Origin of the sequence: Citrobacter sp. C348, from assembly GCF_047467975.1 — a bacterium.
GTDB classification, from domain to species: domain Bacteria; phylum Pseudomonadota; class Gammaproteobacteria; order Enterobacterales; family Enterobacteriaceae; genus Citrobacter; species Citrobacter gillenii.
This window is the reverse complement of record NZ_JASJUJ010000016.1, coordinates 1-26,194: the sequence shown is the minus strand read 5'-3', so window position 1 is coordinate 26,194 and position 26,194 is coordinate 1. Positions and strand designations below refer to the sequence as shown.

The window sequence follows — 26,194 nt, the reverse complement described above, 5'->3', positions numbered from 1 at the left end:
CGCTACTGCCGATGCGTTGTAACAGGCTCGGCAAAAAAAACGATTTTACTTGGTCAACGAGGCTGGATACCCGATGTTTCAGCAGCAAAAAGACTGGGAAACAAGAGAAAACGCGTTTGCCGCTTTTTCCATGGGGCCACTGACAGATTTCTGGCGTCAGCGGGAGGAAGCGCAATTCACTGGCGTAGATAATGTTCCCGTACGCTTTGTTCGCTTTCGTGCAGAAAAAAACGATCGCGTCATCGTCGTTTGTCCCGGGCGCATAGAAAGCTACGTAAAATACGCTGAACTGGCGTATGACCTGTTTTATTCTGGTTTTGACGTCCTCATTATCGACCATCGTGGCCAGGGGCGTTCCGGGCGGATGCTCTCGGATCCGCACCGTGGCCATGTGGATAACTTTAATGACTATGTCGACGATTTGACCGCCTTCTGGCAGCAGGAAGTGCAGCCAGGTCCATGGAGAAAACGCTATATACTGGCGCATTCCATGGGAGGCGCTATTGCCACGCTGTTCCTGCAGCGCCACCCTAATCAGTGTGATGCTATTGCCCTCAGCGCCCCGATGTTCGGGATCGTGATGCGCTTTCCCGACTGGATGGTGCGCCACATTCTTGACTGGGCAGAAGGGCATCCGCGCATTCGCGAAGGCTATGCCATGGGGACCGGTCGCTGGCGGGCGTTGCCGTTTGGGATGAATGCGCTCACCCATAGCCGACAGCGCTATCGGCGTAATCTGCGCTTCTATGCGGATGATCCGCAGTTGCGCGTAGGCGGTCCGACCTATCATTGGGTGCGTGAAGGCATTCTGGCGGGTGAGCAGGTGTTGGCCGGGGCCGGAGATGATGCGACCCCGACGTTGCTTATTCAGGCTGAAGAAGAGCGTGTGGTGGATAACCGCATGCACTATCGTTTTTGTGAACTCCGCGCTGCAGCGGGCCATCCTGTAGAAGGAGGTCAACCGCTGGTCATAAAAGGCGCCTACCATGAGATCCTTTTTGAAAAGGACGCAATGCGCTCAGTCGCGCTCAACGCCATTGTTGAATTTTTCGACAGGCATAACTCATCCAGCGGACACCGCTTTGCTTAGAGGTTTAATTTTTTATGTATCAGGTAGTTGCATCTGATTTAGACGGTACGCTGCTTTCCCCCGACCATACCCTGTCCCCGTATGCCAAAGAGACGCTGAAACTGCTGACGGCTCGTGGTGTGAATTTTGTGTTCGCGACCGGGCGTCATCATATTGATGTCGGGCAAATTCGCGACAATCTCGGCATTAAGTCCTACATGATCACCTCCAACGGTGCGCGCGTACATGATACTGACGGGAATCTTGTGTTCTCGCATAATCTGGATCGCGACATTGCCAGCGACCTGTTTGGCGTGGTGAATGCGAACCCGGATATTGTGACCAACGTGTATCGCGACGATGAGTGGTTTATGAACCGCCATCGCCCGGATGAAATGCGTTTCTTTAAAGAAGCGGTGTTTAACTACTCGCTGTTTGAACCTGCGCTGCTGGAGCCGGAAGGCGTCAGTAAAGTGTTTTTCACCACCGACTCTCACGAAATCCTGCTGCCGCTGGAGCAGGCGATTAACGCCCGTTGGGGTGATCGTGTGAACGTCAGTTTCTCCACGCTGACCTGTCTGGAAGTGATGGCGGGTGGCGTATCAAAAGGCCATGCGCTGGAAGCGGTGGCAAAAGCGATGGGCTTCAGCCTGAAAGACTGTATCGCCTTTGGTGACGGCATGAATGACGCCGAAATGCTATCGATGGCGGGAAAAGGCTGCATTATGGGTAATGCACATCAGCGCCTGAAGGATCTGCACCCGGAGCTGGACGTGATCGGGCTTAATGCCGACGATGCCGTGCCGCATTATCTACGAGAACTGTTTTTACAGTAACGGAACCGCTCATTAGTTAGTCAGTTGTCAACCGTGAACTTCGCTACAATGGGTGTATCTTTTGTTCAGAGACATCTATTGTGGCGCTACTCATCATTACCACTATTCTGTGGGCCTTTTCCTTTAGCCTGTTTGGCGAGTACCTTGCCGGCCATGTCGATAGCTATTTTGCCGTGCTGGTGCGGGTCGGACTGGCAGCGCTGGTGTTCCTGCCATTTCTGCGTACCCGCGGACACAGTGTAAAAACGATTGGTCTGTACATGCTGGTGGGTGCCATGCAGCTTGGCATCATGTATATGCTCAGTTTCCGTGCTTATCTGTACCTGACGGTTTCCGAGTTGCTGTTATTTACCGTCCTGACACCGCTCTATATCACACTGATTTATGACCTGATGAGCCGACGGCGTTTACGCTGGAGCTATGCGTTTAGCGCGCTGCTGGCGGTGATTGGTGCCGGGATCATTCGTTACGATCAGGTGACCAGCCATTTTTGGACCGGCCTGCTGCTGGTACAGCTTTCCAACATCAGCTTTGCCATCGGCATGGTGGGCTATAAGCGTCTGATGGAAACCCGCCCCATGCCGCAGCACAACGCCTTTGCCTGGTTTTATATGGGGGCATTACTGGTGGCGGTCGTCGCCTGGTCGCTGTTGGGGAATGCGCAAAAAATGCCTGAAACTTCGCTGCAGTGGGGGATTCTGGTGTTCCTTGGCGTGGCAGCATCGGGCATCGGTTACTTTATGTGGAACTACGGCGCGACGCAGGTAGATGCAGGCACACTGGGTATCATGAACAATATGCATGTGCCTGCGGGGCTGTTGGTTAATCTGGCCATCTGGCACCAGCAGCCTCACTGGCCAAGCTTCATCATTGGTGCGGCTGTTATAGTGGCCTCACTGTGGGTGCATCGAAAGTGGGTCGCTCCGCACTCCGCACAAACGGCAGGTGATCGCAGGCGTGATTCCGCGCTGAGCGAATAAATGCTTCCGTGACCGGCTGACGCTGCTCGCCATCGCGCACAGCGGCGTACAGTCGGCTCCACAATCCATCACCCAGGGTTTTGGTCACCACCAGGCCCTGGCGTTCAAAACTCTCCACTACCCAGTGCGGCAGCGCTGCAATACCCATTCTGGCGGCGACCATCTGGATCAGCAGCAGGGTGTTATCCACGCTCTTCAGCGACGGGCTAACGCCAGCAGGCTGCAGGAAATGCCGCCAGACATCCAGTCGGCTGCGCTGTACAGGATAAATCAACAGGGTTTCGCTGGCTAAATCTTCCGGCGTTACCTGCGTTTTGCTGGCCAGTGGGTGATCGGGCGCCAGTATCAGACGGACTTCAAAATCAAACATCGGTGAATAGTGCAGGCCGCTGCGCGGCAGAATGTCGGATGTCATCACCAGGTCCAGCTCATCCTGCTGCAGGGCTGGTTGCGGATCGAAAGTCACACCGGATTTAAAGTCCATCTCTACCTGTGGCCAGTTAGCACGGAAATTCTCCAGCGCGGGGGTCAGCCACTGAATACAGCTGTGACATTCAATGGCGATGCGCAGCCGGGTTTGCTGCGGTTCGTTGCATGCCTGAAGCGCGCGACCGATTTGTGGCAACACCTGATTGGCCAACTGCAACAAAATTTCACCCTGTGGCGTAAAACGTAGCGGCTGGCTTTTACGCACAAATAGCCGAAAGCCGAGGCGTTGTTCCAGATCGCTGAACTGGTGAGACAGGGCGGATTGGGTCTGATGCAACGTCGCTGCGGCTCCTGCCAGCGACCCACTGTTCCGCAACGCCTGTAGCGTTTTCAGATGCTTAATCTCGATCATGAAAGTCCTTCACTTCGGCATGAATAAATTGCGCTTGAGGAATATACAGTAACCGCCAATTATGGATGTGTAAACATCTGGACGGCTAAAATCCTTCGTCTTTTAAATTTATGGTGCGTTGGCTTCGTTTCCCCACCCCAGTCACTTACTTCAGTAAGCTCCTGGGGATGAGCAAACTTGCCGCCTTCCCTAAATTCAAAATCCATAGGATTTACATATAATTAGAGGAAGAAAAATGACAATATTGAATCACACCCTCGGTTTTCCTCGCGTTGGCCTGCGTCGCGAGTTGAAAAAAGCGCAAGAAAGCTACTGGGCGGGTAACGCCTCTCGTGAAGAATTGCTGGCAACGGGTCGTGAACTGCGCGCTCGTCACTGGGATCAACAAAAGCAAGCTGGCGTTGACCTGCTGCCAGTGGGCGATTTCGCCTGGTACGATCATGTGCTGACCACCAGTTTGCTGCTGGGTAACGTTCCGGCCCGTCATCAGAACAAAGATGGCTCTGTCGACATCGACACCTTATTCCGCATTGGCCGTGGTCGCGCACCGACCGGTGAACCGGCGGCGGCGGCAGAAATGACCAAATGGTTTAATACCAACTATCACTACATGGTGCCTGAATTTACCAAAGGTCAGCAGTTCAAACTGACCTGGACCCAACTGCTGGACGAAGTTGACGAAGCGCTGGCGCTGGGCCACAACGTGAAGCCCGTCCTGCTGGGGCCGGTCACCTACCTGTGGCTGGGTAAAGTGAAAGGTGAACAGTTTGATCGCCTGAGCCTGCTAAACGATATCTTGCCGGTTTACCAGCAGGTGCTGGCTGAGTTGGCGAAACGCGGTATCGAGTGGGTGCAGATTGACGAACCTGCGCTGGTGCTGGAGTTGCCCCAGGTTTGGCTGAACGCCTTTAAACCGGCGTATGACGCGTTAACCGGGCAGGTTAAACTGCTGCTGACCACCTACTTTGAAGGCGTGACGCCGAATCTGGATACCATCACCGCGCTGCCGGTACAGGGGCTGCACGTTGACTTCGTACACGGTAAAGATGACGTGGCAGAACTGCACAATCGCCTGCCTGCCGACTGGTTACTCTCAGCGGGACTGATTAACGGGCGTAACGTCTGGCGTGCCGATCTGACCGAGAAATATGCACAGATTAAAGACATTGTCGGGAAACGTGAGCTGTGGGTCGCCTCCTCCTGCTCCCTGCTGCACAGCCCAATTGATCTCAGCGTCGAAACCCGCCTCGATGCGGAAGTAAAAAGCTGGTTTGCCTTCGCCCTGCAAAAGTGCGGTGAACTGGCGCTGCTGCGTGATGCGCTGAACAGCGGTGATACTGCCACGATCGCCGAGTGGAGTGCGCCAATTCAGGCGCGTCGTCAGTCAACCCGCGTCCACAATGCGGCAGTGGAAAAACGTCTGGCGGCTATCACCGCGCAGGACAGCCAGCGTACTCACGCTTACCCGGTACGTGCCGAAGCCCAGCGTGCGCGCTTTAACCTGCCAGCGTGGCCGACCACCACTATCGGTTCCTTCCCGCAAACTACGGAAATCCGCGGCCTGCGTCTGGATTTTAAAAAGGGTAACCTGGATGCGGGCAACTATCGCACCGGTATCGCCGAGCACATCAAACAGGCGATCGCTGAGCAGGAACGTTTAGGCCTGGACGTGCTGGTACACGGCGAAGCCGAGCGTAACGACATGGTTGAATACTTTGGCGAGCATCTGGACGGTTTTGTCTTTACTCAGAATGGTTGGGTACAGAGCTACGGCTCCCGCTGCGTGAAGCCGCCGGTAGTGATTGGTGACGTGAGTCGTCCGGAAGCGATTACCGTTGAGTGGGCAAAATACGCCCAGTCGCTGACTGACAAACCGGTCAAAGGCATGCTGACAGGCCCGGTGACCATTCTTTGCTGGTCATTCCCGCGCGAAGATGTGACCCGCGAAACCATCGCTAAGCAGATTGCGCTGGCACTGCGTGACGAAGTCGCCGATCTGGAAGCCGCCGGTATTGGCATCATCCAGATTGATGAACCGGCGCTGCGTGAAGGTCTGCCGCTGCGTCGTAGCGACTGGGCGGCGTATCTGGAATGGGGTGTCGAGGCCTTCCGTATCAACGCCGCGGTGGCGAAGGACGAAACGCAGATCCATACCCACATGTGTTACTGCGAGTTCAACGACATCATGGATTCCATCGCGGCGCTTGATGCTGACGTGATCACCATTGAAACCTCGCGTTCCGACATGGAGCTACTGGAGTCGTTCGAAGAGTTCGACTACCCGAACGAAATCGGGCCGGGCGTGTACGACATTCACTCGCCAAATGTGCCAAGCGTGGAATGGATTGAAGCCCTGCTGAAGAAAGCGGAACAGCGTATCCCGGCTGAGCGTCTGTGGGTGAACCCGGACTGTGGTCTGAAGACGCGTGGCTGGCCGGAAACCCGCGCGGCGCTGGCGAACATGGTGAAAGCGGCGCAGAACCTGCGTCAGGCTTAATTAGGTGCCCGATCGCCGGGGGCGCTAACGCTTACCCGGCCAACAGGAACGTGCAAGTCGTTGTAAGCCCGGTAAGGCGTAGCCGCCACCGGGCGATTAACATTTATTTCTTCCCACCATATTGCGCAAACCACGCCAGCATTCTTTGCCAGCCGTCATTGGCGGACTCTTCGTGATAGCTCGGGCGATAATCCGCGTTAAAAGCATGCCCGGCATCGGGATACACCACGATTTCTGCTTTGGCATTCGCCGCGCGCAATGCCTGACGCATGGTTTCCACGCTTTCCTGCGAAATACTGGTGTCCTGCGCGCCATAAAGCCCCAACACGGGGGCGTTCAAGTCGGTTGCGATATCCACGGGATACCTGGGCGAGTTCAGCGTTTTGTCGCCGACCAGTTTGCCATACCATGCCACCGCCGCTTTTAACTGCGGGTTGTGTGCGGCATACAGCCAGGTGATGCGTCCACCCCAGCAAAAACCAGTGATCATCAGTCGGTGTGCGTCACCACCGTTGCGTGAGGCCCAACTGGCGACGTGGTCCAGATCGGCCAGTACCTGAGAGTCCGGGACCTTGGCCACCAGGCCGCTTAACAGCGTTGAAATATCGGCAAAATCATTCGGATCGCCCTCGCGAAAGTAAAGCTCCGGAGCGACAGCCAGATACCCTTCCAGCGCCAGGCGGCGACAAATATCACGGATGTGTTCATGAACGCCAAAAATTTCCTGCACGACGATAACAACCGGTAGTGGACCCTCGCTGTGCTTCGGGCGTGCATGATACGCTGGCATATCATCGCCTTGAGACGGAATCGACGTTATTCCCGCGATGATTTCGTTATCCGGGGTGTGAACCGCTGTTGCTGCGGGTGGGGATACTGCAGGTGCAAAGCCAGATTGTCGTGTTGTTGCCATGGTATTCTCCGTACCCTTAAGTATTTAGCCAAATAGCGCATCATTAACTATAGACGCGTGCAACGAACCACATTGCCTTAAACGGTCTATCTTTTGTGCAAGGCTTGCCTGCATCGAACAGTTAATGTGATGTTCATCACTATTTGACGGTAATGAAATGCAATTGATTTACATCAAAGTGATGGCTGTCACGAAAATATGTTTATGCCTTCGGTAAAGTGTGTTTTTGCTTCTTCTGACAAAACCGATTCACAGAGGAGTTTTTATGTCTAAGTCTGATGTTTTTCATCTCGGCCTCACCAAGAACGATTTACAAGGGGCTACGCTTGCTATCGTCCCTGGCGACCCGGAGCGTGTGGAAAAGATCGCCGCGCTGATGGACAAGCCGGTTAAGCTGGCATCTCATCGCGAGTTCACTACCTGGCGTGCGGAACTGGACGGTAAAGCCGTGATTGTCTGCTCTACCGGTATCGGCGGTCCGTCGACCTCTATCGCGGTAGAAGAGCTGGCGCAACTGGGCATTCGTACCTTCCTGCGTATCGGTACGACCGGCGCTATTCAGCCGCATATCAACGTGGGCGACGTGCTGGTTACCACCGCATCTGTCCGTCTGGATGGGGCGAGCCTGCACTTTGCTCCGATGGAATTCCCGGCGGTTGCCGATTTCGAATGCACCACCGCGCTGGTGGAAGCCGCGAAATCTATTGGCGCGACTACCCACGTCGGCGTGACCGCGTCTTCTGATACTTTCTACCCAGGCCAGGAGCGTTATGACACCTTCTCCGGTCGCGTGGTGAGCCGTTTCAAAGGCTCGATGGAAGAGTGGCAGTCCATGGGCGTCATGAACTACGAAATGGAATCTGCAACGCTGCTGACCATGTGCGCAAGCCAGGGTCTGCGTGCCGGTATGGTTGCGGGTGTTATCGTTAACCGTACTCAGCAAGAGATCCCGAATGCTGAAACCATGAAGCAAACGGAAAGCCACGCGGTGAAAATCGTGGTAGAGGCTGCACGTCGCCTGCTGTAATTTTCTCTCCTTTCTGAAAAGGCCGACATGTTCGGCCTTTTTATTTTGCGCAGTACCTCGCAGGAAATTCCTTTTAAACTGGACGTTTATACAGCACAATTCTATTTTGTGCGGGTAAGTCGTTGCTGTAAGGGGGGCGTAGTGGATATTTCGATAATGATAAGTGCCGTCGTAGCGTTAGCTGCAGGGCTGCTTGTGGGCTGGCTGGCGACCAAAGCGCGTGCTGACCAAATCCGCGCGGATCTTATCGAAGAACGGCGTGAACTGGATATTGCGCTAAGCGCCGCACGTCAACAGCTGGCGCAGGAAGCCCACTGGCGCGACGAGTGCGAGCTACTCAACAACGAACTTCGCAGCCTGCAGAGTATTAACACCTCTCTGGAAGCCGATCTCCGGGAAGTCACCACGCGACTCGACGCGACGCAACAGCATGCGGAAGATAAAATCCGCCAGATGATCAACAGCGAACAGCGTCTGAGCGAACAGTTCGAAAACCTGGCAAACCGTATTTTTGAACACAGCAATCGTCGCGTTGATGAGCAAAATCGCCAAAGCCTGAATAGCTTGCTTACACCATTACGTGAACAGCTGGACGGTTTTCGCCGCCAGGTGCAGGATAGCTTTGGCAAAGAGGCGCAAGAGCGTCATACCCTGGCGCACGAAATTCGTAACCTTCAGCAACTGAACGCGCAGATGGCGCAAGAAGCGGTTAACCTGACACGGGCGCTGAAAGGCGATAACAAAACCCAGGGCAACTGGGGAGAAGTCGTACTCACGCGAGTCCTGGAGGCTTCCGGTCTGCGTGAAGGCTATGAATATGAAACCCAGGTCAGCATAGAAAATGATGCGCGCTCGCGGATGCAGCCGGATGTTATTGTCCGATTGCCGCAGGGCAAAGACGTGGTGATCGATGCGAAAATGACGCTGGTGGCCTATGAACGCTACTTTAATGCAGAGGATGACTACACCCGCGAAAGTGCGTTACAGGAACATATCGCCTCCGTGCGTAACCATATTCGTCTGCTGGGCCGCAAAGACTACCAGCAGTTGCCGGGATTACGTACGCTTGATTATGTGCTGATGTTTATCCCGGTTGAGCCCGCTTTTCTGCTGGCGCTGGACAGGCAGCCCGAACTGATTACAGAGGCACTCAGAAATAATATTATGCTGGTAAGCCCGACCACGTTGTTGGTGGCATTGCGCACCATTGCTAATCTGTGGCGGTATGAGCATCAAAGTCGTAATGCGCAGCAGATCGCGGACCGGGCCAGCAAGCTTTATGACAAAATGCGACTGTTTGTCGATGATATGTCGGCGATTGGCCAGAGCCTGGACAAGGCGCAAGATAACTATCGGCAGGCGATGAAAAAATTGTCTTCAGGGCGTGGAAACGTTCTGGCTCAGGCAGAAGCGTTTCGTGGATTGGGTGTAGAAATTAAGCGCGAGATTAATCCTGAACTGGCTGAACAAGCCACGAGCCAGGATGAAGAGTTTCGTTTACGTTCGGTCCCCGAGGCGCAACAAGACGAGACTTACCCCGATGGAGAGGCGGTAAATCAGCAATCAAACTAGCCCGTTTGGGGTAGTGGAACCCGGTAGAAGGGTAGGGCAAATTGGCCCAATCTGTTACACTTCTCGAACATTTTTTGGATGAGCAGGCACTGAGATGGTGGATAATTCACAAGAAACGACGCACTTTGGCTTTCAGACCGTCGCTAAAGAGCAGAAAGCTGACATGGTGGCCCACGTTTTTCATTCTGTGGCGTCTAAATATGACGTTATGAATGACTTAATGTCATTTGGCATTCATCGTTTGTGGAAGCGCTTCACCATTGATTGTAGTGGCGTGCGCCGTGGGCAGACTGTCCTGGATTTAGCCGGTGGTACGGGCGATCTGACGGCGAAATTTTCTCGCATGGTCGGTGAAACCGGGAAAGTGGTTCTGGCGGATATCAATGACTCAATGCTCAAAATGGGTCGCGAAAAGCTGCGCAACATTGGCGTGATTGGCAACGTCGAGTATGTCCAGGCGAACGCGGAAGCATTGCCGTTCCCGGACAACACCTTTGACTGCATTACCATTTCGTTCGGCCTGCGTAACGTCACGGATAAAGACAAAGCACTGCGTTCTATGTATCGCGTGCTGAAGCCTGGTGGACGTTTACTGGTGTTGGAATTTTCCAAGCCGATTATCGAGCCGCTGAGCAAAGCGTATGACGCATACTCTTTCCATATTCTGCCGCGTATCGGTTCAATGGTGGCAAGCGATGCCGATAGTTACCGCTATCTGGCGGAGTCCATCCGTATGCATCCCGATCAGGACACGTTAAAAGCAATGATGCAAGATGCCGGGTTTGAAAGCGTTGATTACTACAACCTGACGGCAGGTGTTGTTGCGCTGCATCGTGGTTATAAGTTCTGACAGGAGATCGGGGATGCCTTTTAAACCCTTAGTGACCGCAGGCGTTGAAAATCTGCTCAACACCTTTCTGTATCGTTCACCGGCACTGAAATCAGCCAGAACGCGTTTGCAGGGCAAGGTGCTGCGTGTGGATCTCAAAGGATTTTCGACACCGCTAGTCCTGGTGTTTAGCGAGCGCCAGGTTGACGTCCTGGGGGCATGGGAAGGCGACGCTGATTGCACCGTGATCACTCATGCCAGCGTGTTACCGAAATTGCGCGACCGCCAGCAGCTCACGACGCTTATTCGCAGCGGTGAACTGGAAGTGCAGGGCGATATTCAGGTAGTGCAAAACGTTGTCGCGCTGGCCGATCTGGCGGAGTTCGACCCCGCAGAACTGCTTGCCCCTTATACTGGCGATATTGTTGCAGAAGGGATCAGCAAGACCCTGCGCGGTGGGGCTACGTTTTTATGCCGTACCGTTCAACGTCAGCAGCGTTATGTTGCCGAAGCGATCACCGAAGAGTGGCGCATGGCCCCGGGCCCGCTGGAAGTTGCATGGTTTGCCGAAGAAACCGCTGCCGTTGAGCGTGCGGTCGACTCTCTGGCCAAACGGCTGGAAAAACTGGAGGCCAAATGACGCCAGGTGAAGTACGGCGCCTTTATTTCATCATTCGCACTTTCTTAAGCTACGGTCTTGATGAACTCATCCCCAAAATGCGTATTACGCTGCCGCTTAGGTTGTGGCGCTACACGTTGTTCTGGATGCCAAACCGGCATAAAGATAAACCGCTGGGTGAAAGGCTGAGACTGGCTTTGCAGGAGCTGGGACCGGTGTGGATCAAGTTTGGTCAAATGCTTTCCACCCGCCGCGACCTTTTTCCTCCGCAAATCGCCGATCAGCTTGCACTGCTGCAGGACCGGGTGGCCCCATTCGATGGGCAACGTGCAAAACAACAAATCGAAGAAGCAATGGGCGGACTCCCTGTTGAAGAATGGTTTGATGATTTTGACATCACTCCACTGGCATCTGCGTCTATTGCACAGGTACACACTGCGCGACTGAAATCGAACGGCAAAGAGGTCGTGATCAAGGTCATTCGCCCGGATATTCTGCCGGTCATCAGAGCCGATTTAAAACTGATCTATCGCCTTGCTCGCTGGGTGCCTCGCTTGCTGCCGGATGGTCGCCGCCTGCGGCCAACGGAAGTGGTGCGTGAATATGAAAAAACGCTGATCGATGAGCTGAATCTGCTGCGCGAGTCGGCGAACGCGATTCAGCTGCGGCGTAATTTTGAAGACAGCCCGATGCTGTACATCCCGGAAGTGTATTCTGACTATTGCAGTCAGAACATGATGGTGATGGAGCGTATTTACGGTATCCCTGTTTCAGATGTTGCCGCGCTTGAGAAGAACGGCACCAATATGCAACTATTGGCTGAGCGTGGCGTTCAGGTCTTCTTTACTCAGGTATTCCGCGACAGCTTTTTCCATGCGGATATGCACCCTGGGAATATTTTTGTTAGCTATGAACACCCTGAGAACCCGAAATATATTGGCATTGACTGCGGGATTGTCGGTTCGTTGAATAAAGAAGATAAGCGCTACCTGGCGGAAAACTTTATCGCGTTCTTTAACCGCGACTACCGCAAGGTTGCCGAGTTGCACGTAGATTCTGGCTGGGTTCCGCCGGACACCAACGTCGAAGAATTTGAATTTGCTATTCGTACCGTGTGTGAACCGATATTTGAAAAACCGCTGTCGGAAATTTCATTTGGTCACGTGCTGTTGAACCTGTTTAACACCGCACGTCGGTTTAATATGGAAGTCCAGCCGCAACTGGTGCTGTTACAGAAGACATTGTTGTATGTTGAGGGCGTTGGTCGACAGCTGTATCCGCAGTTAGATTTATGGAAAACAGCCAAGCCATTTCTGGAGTCGTGGATTAAAGATCAGGTCGGTATTCCTGCGCTTGTCAGGGCTTTTAAAGAAAAAGCACCGTTCTGGGTCGAAAAAATGCCAGAAATACCTGAACTTGTGTATGACAGTTTGCGCCAGGGCAAATATTTACAACACAGTGTTGATAAGATTGCGCGCGAGCTTCAGGCGAATCATGTTCGTCAGGGACAATCCCGTTATTTATTGGGTATTGGCGCAACGCTGCTGCTAAGTGGGACATTCCTGCTGGTAAGCCGTCCTGAGTGGGGTTTGATGCCTGGCTGGCTAATGGCGGGTGGCGTCATAGCCTGGCTGATAGGCTGGCGCAAAATGCGCTGAATTTTTCATCGCTCAAGGCAGGTCGTGTAACGTATACTACGGTCTTATTAATTCATCATCTATAACAGAGGAACATGTATGGGTGGTATCAGTATCTGGCAGTTGTTGATCATTGCCGTCATCGTTGTACTGCTATTCGGCACCAAGAAACTCGGCTCCATCGGTTCCGACCTTGGCGCGTCAATCAAAGGCTTCAAAAAGGCGATGGGTGATGATGAACCTAAGCAAGATAAAACCAGCCAGGATGCTGATTTTACTGCTAAATCTATCACCGATAAGCAGGGCGAAGTGAAAAAAGAAGACGCCAAAAGCCACGATAAAGAGCAGGTATAATCCGTGTTTGATATCGGTTTTAGCGAACTGCTATTGGTGTTCGTGATTGGCCTCATTGTTCTGGGGCCACAACGACTGCCGGTGGCGGTAAAAACGGTCGCGGGTTGGGTTCGTGCATTGCGCTCTCTTGCAACGACGGTTCAGAATGAACTGACCCAGGAGCTTAAGCTTCAGGAGTTTCAGGACAGCCTGAAGAAAGTTGAGAAAGCGAGCCTGACAAATCTGACGCCGGAGCTGAAAGCTTCGATGGATGAATTGCGTGAAGCTGCGGAGTCGATGAAGCGTTCTTACAGCGCTAACGACCCTGAGAAAGCCAGCGATGAAGCCCACACTATCCATAATCCGGTAGTGAAAGGGAGCGAAGCGCAGCATGAGGGGGTTACCCCGGCGACCGCTGAAGCGCAGGCCAGCTCGCCAGAGCAAAAACCGCAATCCACGGGTGCTAATACGCCGGAACTGACGGAAGCCGCTTCCGTAACGTTGATGGACGCAGAAAAGAAATCCGCCGCGCCTGTTGTCGAATCCTCCCCTTCGTCGAGTGATAAACCGTAAACATGGCTGTAGAAGATACTCAACCGCTCATCACGCATCTGATTGAGCTGCGTAAGCGACTCCTGAACTGCATTATTGCGGTTCTGGTGATCTTTCTGGCGTTGGTTTATTTTGCCAACGACATTTACCATATGGTTGCGGCACCGCTGATCAAGCAAATGCCGCAGGGTGCGACGATGATTGCCACAGATGTGGCCTCGCCGTTCTTTACCCCGATAAAGCTCACCTTTATGGTGTCGCTGATCCTGTCAGCGCCAGTGATCCTGTACCAGGTATGGGCATTTATTGCACCGGCCTTATATAAGCATGAACGCCGCCTGGTTGTGCCGCTACTGGTTTCAAGTTCGCTGCTGTTCTATATCGGCATGGCATTCGCCTACTTTGTCGTCTTCCCGCTGGCGTTTGGTTTCCTTGCCAATACGGCTCCGCAGGGCGTGCAGGTGTCGACGGATATTGCCAGCTATCTCAGCTTCGTCATGGCACTCTTCATGGCCTTTGGTGTCTCTTTCGAGGTTCCCGTTGCCATTGTGCTGCTGTGCTGGATGGGCATTACGACGCCTGACGAATTACGTAACAAACGTCCTTATGTTGTCGTCGGCGCCTTTGTCGTGGGGATGTTACTGACGCCGCCGGATGTCTTCTCGCAAACGCTGTTGGCCATACCGATGTACTGCCTGTTTGAAGTCGGCGTTTTCTTCTCCCGTTTCTATGTCGGTAAGCGACGTACGCGAGACGAAGATAACGAGGCGGAGAACGAGAAAGCTGAAGCTGCCGATAAAACCGAAGAATAAATTCAACCGCCCGTAAGGGCGGTTGTCATATGGGAGGAAGCATGTTTGATATTGGCGTTAATCTAACCAGTACGCAATTTGCAAAAGACAGGGATGAGGTTGTCGCGCGTGCCTTTGCTGCCGGCGTAAATGGCATGCTTTTGACCGGAACTAACCTGCACGAAAGCCAGCAGGCGTTAAAACTGGCACAGCATTATCCACATTGCTGGTCCACCGCGGGTGTTCATCCGCATGACAGTAGTCAATGGCAATCCTCAACGGAAGAGGCGATTGTGGCGCTGGCAAACCAGTCAGAGGTGGTCGCCATTGGTGAATGTGGCCTGGATTTCAATCGCAATTTCTCCACGCCACAGGAGCAGGAGCGAGCGTTTGAGGCGCAACTGCGCATCGCCGCCGAGCTGCAGATGCCGGTTTTCATGCATTGCCGCGATGCACATGATCGTTTCCTGACGCTGCTCGAACCCTGGCTGGACAGCCTACCAGGCGCTGTGTTGCACTGCTTTACCGGCTCACGCCAGGAGATGCAGGACTGCGTAGACAGGGGGCTGTATATAGGCATCACCGGATGGGTCTGCGATGAGCGTCGGGGCATGGAACTGCGGGAACTGTTGCCGTCTATCCCGGTGGAAAGGCTCCTGATCGAAACCGATGCTCCTTATTTACTCCCCCGCGATTTAACACCGAAACCGGCTTCACGTCGTAATGAACCTGCGCACCTGCCGCACATTCTTGAGCGTATTGCGCACTGGCGTGGGGACGATCCTCAGCGCCTGGCAACCGCTATCGACGCCAATGTCAGGACACTCTTCGAAGTCACCTTCTGAAGCCGATTTAGATTTTGCGAAAACCGGTGTTTTTCACGCTCTGCTTAACCTCTTTATTCAGCAGGTTGAGCAGCAGCATGGAGCGTGCCTCGCCATCAGGTTCGGTGAAAATTGCCTTCAGCCCTTCAAATGCACCCTCGGTGATAATCACGCTATCTCCTGGATGCGGGGTTTCAGGGTCAATAATCCCCTCTGGTTTGTAGATGGAAAGCTGGTGAATAACGGAGGACGGAACCGTTGCCGGTGTCGCACCAAAGCGGACGAAATGGCTGACGCCACGCGTGGCATTGATGGTGGTGGTGTGGATCACTTCCGGGTCGAATTCGACAAACATGTAGTTAGGGAAAAGTGGCTCACTGACTGTAGTACGTTTTCCACGCACTATTTTTTCCAGGGTGATCATGGGTGTCAGGCAGCTCACTGCCTGTCTTTCCAGGTGTTCCTGGGCACGCTGAAGTTGCCCGCGTTTGCAGTACAGTAAATACCAGGCTTGCATAATAACTCTTATCCGCTTGTTCTGAGGGTAAGCATAACAAAAGCCATGCGCTAAGTTAATTATACCCGCCTCAACGCAACCCGAAACGCATTGGGTATATAATCCCTGCGCTTGCATGTACCGCCAGAGTTCACGCTAATTTAACAAAAATACAGCATCGCAATGATGAACGCCGTATAATGAGGCGCTTACGAAGAGGCCACAATGGACGCCATGAAATATAACGATTTACGCGACTTCCTGACGCTGCTTGAACAGCAGGGTGAGCTCAAACGCATTACGCTGCCAGTGGATCCTCATCTGGAAATCACTGAAATTGCCGATCGCACGCTGCGTGCGGGCGGGCCCGCGTTGTTGTTTGAGAACCCTAAAGGCTATTCGATGCCGGTGCTGTGCAACCTGTTTGGCACGCCAAAGCGTGTTGCCATGGGCATGGGACAAGAAGATGTCTCTGCGCTGCGGGAAGTGGGTAAGCTGTTGGCGTTTTTGAAAGAGCCGGAGCCGCCAAAAGGGTTCCGCGATCTGTTTGATAAGCTGCCGCAGTTCAAGCAGGTTTTGAATATGCCGACCAAACGGCTGCGCGGTGCACCTTGTCAGCAAAAAATCGCGTCAGGCGATGACGTCGATCTCAACCGTATTCCCATCATGACCTGCTGGCCGGAAGATGCCGCCCCGCTGATCACCTGGGGGCTCACCGTGACGCGTGGCCCGCATAAAGAACGGCAGAATCTTGGCATCTACCGTCAGCAGCTGATCGGCAAAAACAAGCTTATTATGCGCTGGCTTTCCCATCGTGGTGGCGCGCTTGATTATCAGGAGTGGTGTGCAGCCCATCCTGGTGAGCGTTTTCCAGTTGCGGTAGCGCTGGGGGCCGATCCGGCAACGATTTTGGGCGCGGTAACGCCGGTACCTGACACGTTATCGGAATACGCGTTTGCCGGACTGTTGCGCGGTACCAAGACCGAAGTGGTCAAATGTATTTCAAACGATCTCGAAGTCCCAGCCAGCGCGGAGATCGTGCTGGAAGGCTACATCGAGCCGGGGGAGTTAGCGCCGGAAGGTCCGTACGGCGACCATACGGGTTACTACAATGAGGTGGATAGCTTCCCGGTCTTCACCGTCACGCACGTTACCCAGCGTGAAGATGCTATTTATCACTCCACCTACACCGGGCGTCCACCCGATGAACCTGCCGTGCTGGGTGTGGCGCTGAACGAAGTGTTCGTGCCGATTCTGCAAAAGCAGTTCCCGGAAATCGTCGATTTTTACCTGCCGCCGGAAGGCTGTTCGTATCGACTGGCGGTTGTCACGATCAAAAAACAGTACGCCGGTCATGCCAAACGCGTCATGATGGGCGTTTGGTCGTTTTTACGTCAATTTATGTACACCAAATTTGTTATTGTCTGCGATGATGATGTCAACGCACGTGACTGGAATGATGTGATTTGGGCGATTACCACCCGTATGGACCCGGCCCGGGATACGGTGCTGGTAGAGAATACCCCCATTGACTACCTGGATTTTGCCTCGCCGGTCTCCGGTCTTGGTTCAAAAATGGGCCTGGATGCCACCAATAAATGGCCGGGCGAGACCCAACGTGAATGGGGACGTCCGATTAAAAAAGATCCCGAAGTGACTGCGCGCATTGACGCAATTTGGGATGAACTGGCCATCTTTAATGACGGCAAAAGCGCCTGAGGCGCGATCGTTTTGCCTATTGATCCGACAGAGAGAGCGCATGACAACCTTAAGCTGTAAAGTGACCTCGGTAGAAGCTATCACTGACACCGTATATCGCGTCCGTTTAGTGCCAGACGCGGCGTTTTCCTTTCGTGCTGGTCAGTATTTAATGGTCGTGATGGACGAACGGGATAAGCGTCCGTTCTCCATGGCCTCAACGCCGGATGAGCACGGGTTCATTGAGCTGCACGTGGGTGCCTCTGAGCTTAACCTGTATGCCATGGCCGTCATGGATCGCATTCTCCAGGATCGGGAAATCAACGTGGATATCCCGCACGGCGAAGCCTGGCTGCGTGACGATGAAGACCGTCCGCTGATCCTGATTGCTGGCGGCACCGGCTTCTCTTATGCACGCTCGATTTTACTGACCGCGCTGGCGCGCAATCCAAACCGTGATGTGACGATTTACTGGGGCGGGCGTGAAGAGAAGCATCTATACGATCTCGGTGAACTGGAAGCGTTGTCTGTTAATCACCCGAACCTGCGCGTTGAGCCCGTGGTTGAACAACCTGAAGCAGGCTGGCGTGGTCGTACGGGTACCGTACTAACGGCAGTATTGCAGGATCACGGCACGCTGGCTGAGCATGATATCTACATTGCCGGGCGTTTTGAGATGGCAAAAATCGCGCGCGATCTGTTCTGTAATGAGCGTCAGGCACGTGAAGATCGCCTGTTTGGTGATGCGTTCGCTTTTATTTAAAAATAAAAAACCCGCCCCTGACAGGCGGGAAGAACGGCAACTAAACTGTTATACAGTGGTGTTCTCGTTGTAGGCCGGATAAGACGTTTTTACGTCGCCATCCGGCATCGTTGCCGGGGGCGCTTCGCTTGCCCGGCCTACAAGATGCGGCACTCTGTGATTACACTCTCTCAAATACCGTGGCGATACCCTGACCCAACCCAATACACATCGTCGCCAGACCAAACTGCACGTCTTTGCGCTCCATCAGGTTCAGCAGGGTAGTGCTGATACGCGCACCGGAACATCCCAGCGGGTGACCCAGGGCGATCGCGCCGCCGTTGAGGTTGATCTTCTCGTCTATCTGCTCCATCAAGCCCAGATCTTTAATGCACGGCAGGATCTGTGCGGCAAAGGCTTCGTTCATTTCAAACAAACCGATGTCACTGACGGAAAGCCCAGCTTTTTTCAGCGCCAACTTTGAGGCTGGAACCGGGCCGTAACCCATGATTGACGGATCGCAACCGACCACCGCCATTGAGCGAATGCGCGCTCGCGGCGTCAGACCCAGCTCACGGGCACGGCTCTCACTCATTACCAACATAGCAGCGGCACCGTCGGAAAGCGCGGAAGAGGTACCGGCAGTGACCGTACCGCTGACCGGATCAAACGCCGGACGCAGGGTCGACAGCGCCTCGATGGTGGTTTCCGGACGGATCACTTCGTCGTAGTTAAACTGTTTCAACACGCCGTCGGCATCGTGACCGCCAGTCGGGATGATTTCATTTTTAAATGCGCCAGACTGGGTGGCAGCCCAGGCGCGAGCGTGTGAACGTGCGGCGAAGGCATCCTGCATTTCACGGCTGATACCGTGCATACGAGAGAGCATTTCCGCCGTCAGGCCCATCATCCCCGCGGCTTTTGCCACGTTGCGGCTCATTCCCGGATGAAAATCTACGCCGTGGCTCATTGGCACGTGACCCATATGCTCCACGCCGCCAATCAGGCAAGCCTGAGCATCGCCGGTCATAATCATGCGCGCCGCATCGTGCAGGGCCTGCATGGATGAACCGCACAAGCGGTTGACGGTGACAGCCGGGACGGAGTGTGGGACTTCCGCCAGCAGTGCGGCGTTACGGGCGATATTGAACCCTTGTTCCAGCGTCTGTTGTACGCAACCCCAGTAAATGTCATCGAGAGCCGCGGGCTCAAGCGCTGGATTCCGCGCCAGCAGGCTACGCATTAAATGTGCGGAGAGATCTTCTGCCCGCACGTGACGGAACGCGCCCCCTTTCGAACGGCCCATCGGGGTACGGATCGCATCAACAATTACAACCTGTTCCATTGTGACTCCTTAAGCCGTTTTCAGGTCGCCAACCGGGCGGGCTGGTTCAACTTGGGGATAATACGGTTCATTATGGCGTGCTTTATCACGCAGACCGGCCGGCACTTCATACAGCGGACCAAGGTGCTGGTATTGCTGCGCCATATCGAGGTATTTGGCGCTGCCGAGCGTATCCAGCCAGCGGAACGCACCGCCGTGGAACGGAGGGAAGCCGAGACCGTAAACCAGTGCCATATCGGCTTCCGCCGGGCTGGCAATGATGCCTTCTTCCAGGCAGCGCACCACTTCGTTGACCATCGGGATCATCATACGGGCGATAATCTCTTCATCGCTGAAGTCTTGCTTCGGCTGACTGACGTCCGCCAGCAGGCCATCGACTGCGGCATCCTCTTCTTTCTTCGGCTTGCCTTTGCTGTCTTCTTTATAACGCCAGAACCCGAGACCATTTTTCTGTCCAAAGCGGCTGGCATCGAACAGGGCATCGATCGCGTCGCGATAGTCTTTCTGCATCCGCTGTGGGAAGCCTGCGGACATAACGGCCTGCGCGTGATGTGCGGTATCAATACCGACTACGTCCAGTAAATACGCCGGGCCCATTGGCCAACCGAACTGTTTCTCCATCACCTTATCGACTTTGCGGAAGTCCGCGCCGTCGCGCAGTAACTGGCTGAAACCAGCGAAGTATGGGAACAGCACGCGGTTTACAAAGAAGCCAGGGCAGTCGTTGACCACAATCGGCGTTTTGCCCATCTTACTGGCCCAGGCGACGACTTTAGCGATGGTTTCATCCGAGCTTTTCTCACCGCGGATGATCTCAACCAGCGGCATCCGGTGCACCGGGTTAAAGAAGTGCATGCCACAGAAGTTTTCTGGGCGCTTCAGAACGCTGGCCAGTTCGCTAATCGGAATGGTAGACGTGTTTGACGCCAGCACGGTATCCGGGCGCACTTTATCTTCGGTCTCTGCCAGCACCGCTTTTTTCACTTTTGGATTTTCAACAACCGCTTCCACCACCACGTCCACGCGCTCAAAGCCGGTGTAGTCGAGGGTTGGCTGGATGGTGGAAATCACGCCTGCCAGTTTCAGACCATCAATCTTGCCGCGCTCAAGTTGCTTATTCAGCAGCTTGGCGGCTTCGGTCATGCCCAGCGTCAGCGATTTATCGTTGATATCTTTCATGATTACCGGCACGCCTTTCCAGGCGGACTGATAAGCGATACCGCCACCCATAATGCCTGCGCCCAGAACTGCGGCTTGCTTCGGTGTCTCAATATCTTTCGTCAGTTTTTTCGCTTTCGCTTTGACGTACTGATCGTTGAGGAAAATACCGACCAGCGCACGCGCCTCGTTGGTGTGCGCCAGCGGGACAAAACTTTGGTTTTCCAGATTCAGCGCTTCTTCGCGACCAAAGCGGGCGGCAGCTTCAATCGTTTTCACGGCGGTGATCGGGGCCGGGTAATGTTTCCCTGCCGTCTGCGCAACCATGCCTTTGGCGATGGTAAAGCTCATGGCCGCTTCAATTTTGCTGAGTTTCAGCGGCTCCAGTTTTGGTTGGCGTTTGGCCCGCCAGTCGAGGTCGCCGTTGATGGCCTGACGCAGTACCGCCATTGCGCCCTCGAGCAGTTTTTCCTGCTTCACAATGCCATCAACCAGACCGATTTTCAGTGCCTGCTCGGCACCGACGTCTTTACCTGCGGCAATGATTTCCAGCGCGCTGTCTGCACCCAGCATGCGTGGCATACGCACGGAACCGCCAAAGCCCGGCATGATGCCCAGCTTGGTTTCCGGTAGACCGATGCGCAGGTCCGGGGTTGCCAGACGGTAGTCGGTCGCCAGGACGCACTCGCAGCCGCCACCCAGTGCATAGCCGTTGACCGCAGACAGGGTTGGGACAGGCAGATCTTCCAGGCGATTAAAGACGCTGTTGGCAAAGTGCAGCCACTGGCTTAGCTGTTCTTCAGGAACAAGGAACAGTGAAAGGAATTCGGTGATATCGGCACCGACAATAAAGGCTGCTTTGTTAGAACGCAGCAGCAGCCCTTTTAAATCATGTTGTTTCTCCAGCACATCCAGCGCATGGCCAAGGCTGGCTACGGTTGCCGTGTCGAGTTTATTGACCGAGCCAGGGGCATCGAACACCAGTTCGGCGATGCCATCTTCCAGCCAGTCGAGGTACAGGGTGTCGCCTTTGTAAAGCATGTCAGTCTCCTGAATCCGCAAGGTGATCTGGTCATACCAGATGAATCGAAGTGTGTGTTTTATGTTAATAAAATGCAAATGAATGATTAAAGAAATGACGGGCCGATCACGCTCGGCAGAAATCACGCAGCCACAGGACGATGTGCTAAGATGCGGAGACTTGAGGTCAAAAAAACAGAAGGGTAAATAATGGAATCACTGGCCGCACTCTATAAAAATCATATTGTTACCTTACAGGAACGGACCCGCGATGCGCTGGCGCGTTTTAAGCTGGATGCGTTACTTATTCACTCCGGTGAGCTGGTTAACGTTTTTCTCGACGACCATCCGTATCCGTTCAAGGTCAATCCGCAGTTTAAAGCCTGGGTACCCGTCACGCAGGTTCCCAACTGCTGGTTGCTGGTGGATGGCGTTAATAAGCCTAAGTTGTGGTTCTACCTGCCGGTGGATTACTGGCACAACGTTGAGCCGCTGCCGACCTCTTTCTGGACCGAAGAAGTTGAAATCATTGCGTTGCCAAAAGCCGATGGGATTGGCAGCCAGTTGCCTGCTGCCCGCGGCAATATCGGGTACATCGGCCCGGTACCGGAACGTGCGTTGCAGCTGGACATTGCTGCCAGCAACATCAACCCGAAAGGGGTGATCGACTATCTTCACTATTACCGTGCGTATAAAACCGATTACGAGCTGGCCTGCATGCGCGAAGCGCAGAAAATGGCGGTAAGTGGACACCGTGCAGCCGAAGAAGCGTTCCGTTCAGAGATGAGCGAGTTCGACATCAACCTGGCGTACCTGACAGCTACGGGGCATCGCGATACCGACGTGCCTTACAGCAACATCGTCGCGCTCAACGAACATGCATCTGTGCTGCATTACACCAAGCTGGATCATCAACCGCCATCAGAATTCCGCAGCTTCCTGTTGGACGCCGGGGCGGAATATAACGGCTATGCGGCAGACCTGACGCGGACCTGGTCGGCGAAAAGCGACAACGACTATGCACAGTTGGTGAAAGACGTTAATGAAGAAGAATTGGCGCTGATTGCCACCATGAAAGCGGGCGTCAACTATGTGGATTATCATATTCAGTTCCATCAGCGCATCGCGAAGCTGCTGCGTAAACATCAAATCATCACCGACATGAGTGAAGAGGCGATGGTGGAAAACGATCTTACCGGGCCGTTTATGCCGCACGGTATTGGGCACCCGCTGGGATTACAGGTGCATGATGTCGCTGGTTTTATGCAGGATGACAGCGGTACGCATCTTGCCGCACCGTTGAAGTATCCGTACCTGCGCTGCACTCGCGTGCTGCAACCGGGCATGGTCCTGACCATTGAGCCGGGCATTTACTTTATCGAATCCCTGTTAGCGCCGTGGCGTGAAGGGCAATTCAGCAAACACTTCAACTGGCAGAAGATTGACGCGCTGAAGCCGTTCGGTGGTATTCGTATTGAAGACAACGTGGTCGTCCATGAGAATCATATCGAAAACATGACCCGGGATTTGAAACTGGCGTAATGGACAGTTGGTTAATCCCTGCGGCGCCGGTTAGCGTCGTTGAAGAGATCAAAAAAAGCCGCTTTATTACGTTGCTCGCCCACACGGACGGCGTAGAGGCGGCAAAAGCGTTTGTCGAGTCAGTCAGGACAGAGCATCCGGACGCCCGCCACCATTGCGTGGCGTGGGTAGCGGGTGCACCGGATGACTCGCAACAGCTGGGCTTTTCGGACGACGGCGAACCGGCGGGGACGGCAGGTAAACCGATGCTTGCGCAGCTAATGGGCAGTGGCGTCGGCGAGATTACCGCGGTGGTGGTGCGCTACTACGGCGGTATTCTTCTCGGTACCGGTGGGCTGGTCAAAGCCTACGGTGGTGGGGTGAGTCAGGCACTGCGGCAGTTAACAACGCAGCGCAAGACGCCGCTAACCGAATATACTTTGCAGTGTGAGTACGGCCAACTGGCAGGTATTGAAGCACTGTTGGGGCAGTTCGACGGTAAAATCATAGCCAGTGATTACCAGGCATTCGTTCAGCTACGGGTAGCGCTTCCTTACACGAAAGTGAATGAATTTTCAGCAAGGCTGGCGGATTTTAGTCGAGGTTCATTGCAATTGTTAGCGATTGAAGAATAATCCCCACCTCATTTTAAAGAACTAAGGAAGCGGCAGAGATGCATTTTCGCGCCATTACCCGAATCGTTGGACTACTGGTCATCTTATTCTCGGGGACAATGATCATCCCCGGACTGGTAGCGCTCATCTACCGTGATGGGGCGGGTCGTGCATTTACGCAAACTTTCTTTGTCGCGCTGGCGATTGGCTCCATGCTGTGGTGGCCGAACCGTAAAGAAAAGGGCGAACTGAAATCCCGCGAAGGGTTTCTTATCGTGGTCTTGTTCTGGACCGTGCTGGGCAGCGTGGGTGCGCTACCGTTTATCTTTGCTGAAAGTCCAAACCTCACGATCACCGATGCGTTTTTCGAATCCTTCTCCGGCTTAACTACGACGGGCGCAACCACGCTGGTGGGGCTGGATTCATTACCACATGCGATTCTCTTTTATCGTCAAATGCTGCAATGGTTTGGCGGGATGGGGATCATCGTGCTGGCGGTGGCTATTCTGCCCATTCTTGGCGTCGGCGGTATGCAGCTTTACCGTGCAGAAATGCCAGGGCCGCTGAAAGACAATAAAATGCGTCCGCGTATTGCCGAAACGGCGAAAACCCTGTGGCTTATCTATGTCTTGCTGACAGTGGCCTGTGCGCTGGCGCTGTGGTTTGCCGGCATGCCTGCGTTTGACGCTATCGGTCACAGCTTTGCGACCATTGCTATCGGCGGTTTTTCAACGCACGACGCCAGCGTGGGCTATTTCGACAGTCCGACTATCAACACAATTATTGCAATCTTCCTGCTGATCTCCGGGTGTAACTATGGCCTGCACTTCTCTTTATTAAGCGGGCGTAGTCTGAAGGTCTATTGGCGCGACCCGGAATTTCGGATGTTCATTGGGGTACAGCTGACGCTGGTGGCTATCTGTACGCTGGTATTATGGATCCACAATACCTACGGTTCGGCGCTAACGACAATCAATCAGGCCTTTTTCCAGGTGGTGTCGATGGCGACCACCGCGGGGTTCACCACGGACAGTATTGCTCGCTGGCCGTTGTTCCTGCCCGTGCTGTTGCTGTGTTCTGCCTTTATTGGTGGCTGTGCCGGGTCAACGGGCGGTGGCTTGAAGGTGATTCGTATTCTGCTGCTGTTCAAGCAGGGTAACCGTGAGCTGAAGCGCCTGGTCCACCCGAACGCGGTTTACAGTATTAAGCTAGGTAACCGTGCACTGCCAGAACGTATCCTCGAAGCAGTATGGGGATTCTTCTCGGCCTATGCGCTGGTCTTTATTATCAGCATGCTGGCGATTATCGCGACCGGCGTGGATGACTTCTCTGCATTTGCTTCCGTTGTCGCGACACTGAATAACCTGGGGCCAGGGCTGGGTGTGGTTGCCGACAACTTTGCCAGTATGAACCCGGTGGCGAAATGGATCCTGATTGCCAATATGCTGTTTGGTCGTCTGGAGGTCTTTACTCTGCTGGTACTCTTTACCCCTACCTTCTGGCGTGAATAATGGAGTAACACGTGAAAACACTGATTCTTTTTTCTTCCCGGGATGGACAAACGCGCGAAATCGCCGAGTATCTGGCTTCTGAGCTCAAAGAGTTGGGCATCTGGGCGGATGTGATGAATCTGCACCGCACCGAAGAGCCTGACTGGCAGCACTATGACAGCGTGGTGATCGGTGCCTCGATTCGCTACGGTCACTACCATTCTGCTTTTCAGACGTTTGTGAAGAAGCACGCTACGCGGCTGAACGCGATGCCGAGTGCGTTCTACTCCGTTAATCTGGTTGCCCGTAAGCCGGAAAAACGTACCCCGCAAACCAACAGCTATGCGCGCAAGTTTCTGATGAGCTCGCCGTGGCGACCCGATCGTAGCGCGGTGATCGCTGGCGCACTGCTTTATCCTCGCTATCGTTGGTATGACCGCGTCATGATCCAACTGATTATGAAGATGTCCGGTGGCGAAACGGATACGAATAAAGAAGTGGTCTATACCGATTGGGAACAGGTTGCGAGTTTTGCGCGAGAAATAGCCCAATTAACCAACAAAGCGTCGTTAAAATAAACGTAAAGAATAAAAAATACGCACTCGGAAAATTATTTTAAATTTCCCCTTGTCAGCCTGAAATAACTCCCTATAATGCGCCTCCACTGACACGGAACAACGGATTACATGCCGCCGGGTCAGCGGGGTTCCACTGAGAATCCCACAGAGAAAAGCGGAAAGAAATGCTTGACTCTGAATGAGGAAAACGTATTATACGGGACCTCGCAACG

The 26,194-nt window shown here is 53.9% G+C and carries 24 protein-coding genes; 19 read left to right on the top strand and 5 right to left on the bottom strand.

Going from position 1 to position 26,194, the window contains the following annotated elements; genetic code table 11:
* Nucleotides 1-73: 73 nt before the first annotated feature.
* The 3 genes from pldB to QNN86_RS22390 all read left to right on the top strand — a co-directional run bounded on the left by pldB (nt 74) and on the right by QNN86_RS22390 (nt 2,885).
* Nucleotides 74-1,090 (top strand): lysophospholipase L2, encoded by a 1,017-nt coding sequence (pldB, locus tag QNN86_RS22400; protein WP_414212351.1) that lies wholly within the window; start codon nt 74-76, stop codon nt 1,088-1,090.
* Between the two features lie 14 nt (nt 1,091-1,104).
* Nucleotides 1,105-1,905 carry a sugar/pyridoxal phosphate phosphatase YigL gene (gene yigL / locus QNN86_RS22395; RefSeq protein ID WP_096758916.1) on the top strand — a complete coding sequence of 267 codons (801 nt, stop codon included), beginning with the start codon at nt 1,105-1,107 and terminating at the stop codon, nt 1,903-1,905.
* Between the two features lie 80 nt (nt 1,906-1,985).
* On the top strand, nt 1,986-2,885 hold the full coding sequence (locus QNN86_RS22390; RefSeq protein ID WP_414212350.1) for a carboxylate/amino acid/amine transporter: 900 nt from the start codon (nt 1,986-1,988) through the stop codon (nt 2,883-2,885).
* Here the strand turns inward: QNN86_RS22390 and metR are convergent.
* The gene (gene metR / locus QNN86_RS22385; RefSeq protein ID WP_115259837.1) at nt 2,788-3,726 is read right to left on the bottom strand and encodes an HTH-type transcriptional regulator MetR; all 939 of its coding nucleotides are present in this window, start codon (nt 3,724-3,726) and stop codon (nt 2,788-2,790) included. The two genes, QNN86_RS22390 and metR, sit on opposite strands and share 98 nt — an antisense overlap.
* 235 nt (nt 3,727-3,961) lie before the next feature.
* Here metR and metE point away from each other — a divergent pair, with 235 nt between their 5' ends.
* Nucleotides 3,962-6,223, top strand: coding sequence for a 5-methyltetrahydropteroyltriglutamate--homocysteine S-methyltransferase (gene metE / locus QNN86_RS22380; protein WP_414212349.1), 2,262 nt, complete (start codon nt 3,962-3,964; stop codon nt 6,221-6,223).
* Nucleotides 6,224-6,326: 103 nt separating this feature from the next.
* Here metE and QNN86_RS22375 read toward each other — a convergent pair whose 3' ends face one another.
* On the bottom strand, nt 6,327-7,136 hold the full coding sequence (locus QNN86_RS22375; RefSeq protein WP_137399143.1) for a dienelactone hydrolase family protein: 810 nt from the start codon (nt 7,134-7,136) through the stop codon (nt 6,327-6,329).
* A 265-nt stretch (nt 7,137-7,401) separates the two neighbouring features.
* On the opposite strand from QNN86_RS22375, the gene udp reads away from it, so the two are divergent.
* The 9 genes from udp to tatD all read left to right on the top strand — a co-directional run bounded on the left by udp (nt 7,402) and on the right by tatD (nt 15,341).
* Complete coding sequence (gene udp, locus QNN86_RS22370; RefSeq protein WP_003828923.1) at nt 7,402-8,163, top strand: uridine phosphorylase; 762 nt, start codon at nt 7,402-7,404, stop codon at nt 8,161-8,163.
* A 141-nt stretch (nt 8,164-8,304) separates the two neighbouring features.
* Entirely contained in the window at nt 8,305-9,735 is a 1,431-nt protein-coding gene (rmuC, locus tag QNN86_RS22365) for a DNA recombination protein RmuC (RefSeq protein WP_115259834.1), read from the top strand.
* A 94-nt stretch (nt 9,736-9,829) separates the two neighbouring features.
* A complete protein-coding gene (gene ubiE, locus QNN86_RS22360; RefSeq protein ID WP_096758910.1) occupies nt 9,830-10,585 on the top strand; it encodes a bifunctional demethylmenaquinone methyltransferase/2-methoxy-6-polyprenyl-1,4-benzoquinol methylase UbiE in 756 nt (251 codons plus the stop codon).
* Nucleotides 10,586-10,598: 13 nt separating this feature from the next.
* Nucleotides 10,599-11,204, top strand: a complete 606-nt coding sequence (gene ubiJ / locus QNN86_RS22355) for a ubiquinone biosynthesis protein UbiJ (RefSeq protein WP_414212348.1) — start codon at nt 10,599-10,601, stop codon at nt 11,202-11,204.
* Complete coding sequence (gene ubiB, locus QNN86_RS22350; protein ID WP_115259832.1) at nt 11,201-12,841, top strand: ubiquinone biosynthesis regulatory protein kinase UbiB; 1,641 nt, start codon at nt 11,201-11,203, stop codon at nt 12,839-12,841. Before ubiJ ends, ubiB begins: the two co-directional genes overlap by 4 nt.
* Nucleotides 12,842-12,919: 78 nt before the next feature.
* Complete coding sequence (gene tatA, locus QNN86_RS22345) at nt 12,920-13,174, top strand: Sec-independent protein translocase subunit TatA (protein WP_096758907.1); 255 nt, start codon at nt 12,920-12,922, stop codon at nt 13,172-13,174.
* A gap of 3 nt (nt 13,175-13,177) precedes the next feature.
* Nucleotides 13,178-13,726: a Sec-independent protein translocase protein TatB gene (gene tatB, locus QNN86_RS22340; protein ID WP_181618177.1), complete on the top strand. Its 549-nt coding sequence runs from the start codon at nt 13,178-13,180 to the stop codon at nt 13,724-13,726.
* A 2-nt stretch (nt 13,727-13,728) separates the two neighbouring features.
* Nucleotides 13,729-14,517, top strand: a complete 789-nt coding sequence (gene tatC / locus QNN86_RS22335; RefSeq protein WP_181618176.1) for a Sec-independent protein translocase subunit TatC — start codon at nt 13,729-13,731, stop codon at nt 14,515-14,517.
* 41 nt (nt 14,518-14,558) lie between these two features.
* Nucleotides 14,559-15,341 carry a 3'-5' ssDNA/RNA exonuclease TatD gene (gene tatD / locus QNN86_RS22330; protein WP_181618175.1) on the top strand — a complete coding sequence of 261 codons (783 nt, stop codon included), beginning with the start codon at nt 14,559-14,561 and terminating at the stop codon, nt 15,339-15,341.
* Nucleotides 15,342-15,348: 7 nt separating this feature from the next.
* On the opposite strand, the gene rfaH is transcribed toward tatD, so the two are convergent.
* Entirely contained in the window at nt 15,349-15,837 is a 489-nt protein-coding gene (gene rfaH, locus QNN86_RS22325; protein ID WP_096758903.1) for a transcription/translation regulatory transformer protein RfaH, read from the bottom strand.
* A gap of 204 nt (nt 15,838-16,041) precedes the next feature.
* Between rfaH and ubiD the strand changes: the two genes are divergently transcribed.
* Together ubiD and fre are read left to right on the top strand one after the other, a co-directional pair.
* A complete protein-coding gene (gene ubiD, locus QNN86_RS22320) occupies nt 16,042-17,535 on the top strand; it encodes a 4-hydroxy-3-polyprenylbenzoate decarboxylase (protein WP_096758902.1) in 1,494 nt (497 codons plus the stop codon).
* Nucleotides 17,536-17,575: 40 nt separating this feature from the next.
* Nucleotides 17,576-18,277 carry an NAD(P)H-flavin reductase gene (gene fre / locus QNN86_RS22315; RefSeq protein ID WP_181618173.1) on the top strand — a complete coding sequence of 234 codons (702 nt, stop codon included), beginning with the start codon at nt 17,576-17,578 and terminating at the stop codon, nt 18,275-18,277.
* A gap of 160 nt (nt 18,278-18,437) precedes the next feature.
* On the opposite strand, the gene fadA is transcribed toward fre, so the two are convergent.
* Together fadA and fadB are read right to left on the bottom strand one after the other, a co-directional pair.
* Nucleotides 18,438-19,601 carry an acetyl-CoA C-acyltransferase FadA gene (gene fadA / locus QNN86_RS22310; protein ID WP_174361525.1) on the bottom strand — a complete coding sequence of 388 codons (1,164 nt, stop codon included), beginning with the start codon at nt 19,599-19,601 and terminating at the stop codon, nt 18,438-18,440.
* Between the two features lie 9 nt (nt 19,602-19,610).
* On the bottom strand, nt 19,611-21,800 hold the full coding sequence (gene fadB / locus QNN86_RS22305) for a fatty acid oxidation complex subunit alpha FadB (protein WP_414212347.1): 2,190 nt from the start codon (nt 21,798-21,800) through the stop codon (nt 19,611-19,613).
* A 189-nt stretch (nt 21,801-21,989) separates the two neighbouring features.
* Between fadB and pepQ the strand changes: the two genes are divergently transcribed.
* From pepQ to hemG, 4 genes are read left to right on the top strand one after another with little or no spacing between them, the layout of a single operon-like run.
* The gene (pepQ, locus tag QNN86_RS22300) at nt 21,990-23,321 is read left to right on the top strand and encodes a Xaa-Pro dipeptidase (RefSeq protein WP_414212346.1); all 1,332 of its coding nucleotides are present in this window, start codon (nt 21,990-21,992) and stop codon (nt 23,319-23,321) included.
* Complete coding sequence (locus QNN86_RS22295; RefSeq protein ID WP_414212345.1) at nt 23,321-23,935, top strand: IMPACT family protein; 615 nt, start codon at nt 23,321-23,323, stop codon at nt 23,933-23,935. Before pepQ ends, QNN86_RS22295 begins: the two co-directional genes overlap by 1 nt.
* 38 nt (nt 23,936-23,973) lie before the next feature.
* Complete coding sequence (gene trkH / locus QNN86_RS22290; RefSeq protein ID WP_115259827.1) at nt 23,974-25,425, top strand: Trk system potassium transporter TrkH; 1,452 nt, start codon at nt 23,974-23,976, stop codon at nt 25,423-25,425.
* An 11-nt stretch (nt 25,426-25,436) separates the two neighbouring features.
* Nucleotides 25,437-25,982, top strand: coding sequence for a menaquinone-dependent protoporphyrinogen IX dehydrogenase (gene hemG, locus QNN86_RS22285; RefSeq protein ID WP_096758895.1), 546 nt, complete (start codon nt 25,437-25,439; stop codon nt 25,980-25,982).
* The last annotated feature ends 212 nt before the right edge of the window (nt 25,983-26,194 follow it).